Origin of the sequence: Bradyrhizobium sp. SRS-191 (assembly GCF_024586915.1) — a bacterium.
GTDB lineage: Bacteria > Pseudomonadota > Alphaproteobacteria > Rhizobiales > Xanthobacteraceae > Bradyrhizobium.
Genome location: NZ_JANBVS010000077.1, coordinates 1 through 1,502 on the forward strand (window position 1 = coordinate 1; position 1,502 = coordinate 1,502).

Annotated in this window: 2 protein-coding genes and 1 pseudogene; all 3 read left to right on the forward strand. The window is 59.9% G+C overall.

Annotated features, from left to right (window positions below; all coding sequences use genetic code 11):
* The first annotated feature begins 28 nt into the window (after positions 1-28).
* Positions 29-217, forward strand: coding sequence for a light-harvesting antenna LH1, alpha subunit (gene pufA, locus NLR35_RS34100; RefSeq protein ID WP_128949151.1), 189 nt, complete (start codon positions 29-31; stop codon positions 215-217).
* Positions 218-319: 102 nt separating this feature from the next.
* Positions 320-1,165, forward strand: coding sequence for a photosynthetic reaction center subunit L (gene pufL / locus NLR35_RS34105; protein WP_257170920.1), 846 nt, complete (start codon positions 320-322; stop codon positions 1,163-1,165).
* Positions 1,166-1,177: 12 nt separating this feature from the next.
* Positions 1,178-1,502: pseudogene (locus NLR35_RS34110) on the forward strand (photosynthetic reaction center subunit M); the annotation flags it as partial.

The window sequence follows — 1,502 nt, forward strand, 5'->3', positions numbered from 1 at the left end:
CCTACCTGACCTAGAGAAGGAGAAGACTATGTGGCGCTTGTGGTTGCTGTTCGATCCGCGCAGGACGCTGGTTGCCCTGTTCACGTTCCTGTTCGGTCTGGCATTGGTGATTCACTTCATCCTGCTCAGCACGAACCGGTTCAACTGGCTGGAAGGACCCAGGCCAGCAAAAACGTCGTCGATTTCCGAACCGGCGACACCACTCAAGCTCGGCTAGAGCTCGATATCCGGAAGCGGGCGAACCCGGACGACAGATCCGGTTCGCCCGCTCCCAATTTCCAACAGCGAGGCCGCACCGTTAGCACGGGAGGAATGACCGATGGCCATGCTTAGCTTTGAACGCAAATACCGTGTCCGCGGCGGGACGCTGATCGGCGGCGATCTTTTCGATTTCTGGGTCGGCCCCTTCTATGTCGGCTTCTTCGGGGTGACCACGATCTTCTTCACCTTCGTCGGTGTGGCGCTCATTCTGTACGCGGCGGCGCTCGGACCGACCTGGAATATCTGGCAGATCAGCATCAATCCGCCGGATGCCAAATATGGCCTGTCGTTTGCGCCTCTCACGGAAGGCGGCTTCTGGCAGCTCATCACGGTCTGCGCACTCGGCGCGTTCGGCTCTTGGGCGATGCGAGAAGTGGAGATCTGCAGGAAGCTCGCGATTGGCTACCACGTGCCGGTCGCGTTCAGCTTCGCCATCTTCGCGTATTTCACGCTCGAGGTGATCCGACCGGTTCTGATGGGGTCGTGGAGCTACGGCTTCCCCTATGGCATCATCACCCATCTCGATTGGGTGTCGAACACCGGCTACCAGTTCGGCAACTTCCACTACAATCCCGCGCACATGATCGCGATCACGTTCTTCTTCACGACGTGCTTCGCGCTGGCCTTGCACGGGGCACTGATCCTGTCGTCGACCAATCCCGGTCGCGGCGAGGAGGTCAAGACGCCGGAGCACGAGAACACGATGTTCCGCGACCTGATCGGCTATTCGATCGGGACGCTCGGCATTCACCGGCTTGGTCTGTTCCTGGCGCTGTCGGCGGTCTTCTTCAGCGCGGTCTGCATCGTGATCAGCGGGCCGGCATGGCTGCAGCCGGAAGGTGCTCTGTGGTCGGACTGGTGGGAATGGTGGCGCAGAATTCCGGTCTGGTCGCCGCAGGGTTGAGGGGAGCTCGCAATGGCCGAATATCAGAACATCTTCACGCAAGTTCAAGTTCGCAGTGGCCTCTATCCAGGGATTCCGCTGCAGCCCGGTATATGGGAGCGCATTGGAAAAGGCGGTCACAATTACTGGCTCGGCAAGATTGGCGATTCGCAGGTCGGACCGGTCTATCTGGGTTTCTTCGGTCTCGCCTCGCTGATGGCGGGCTTCGTTGCGATCGAGATCATCGGTCTCAACATGCTTGCGTCGGTCAACTGGAGTCCGCTGGAGTTCATCCGGCAATTCCCCTGGCTCGCTCTGCAGCCGCCGGCGCCTGAATACGGGTTGCAGATCTTTCCAC

Excerpts from the sequence above, each read along its gene's own strand:
- pufA (WP_128949151.1), top strand. The coding sequence starts at position 29 with ATGTGGCGCTTGTGGTTGCTGTTCGATCCGCGCAGGACGCTGGTTGCC.
- pufL (WP_257170920.1), top strand. The coding sequence starts at position 320 with ATGGCCATGCTTAGCTTTGAACGCAAATACCGTGTCCGCGGCGGGACG.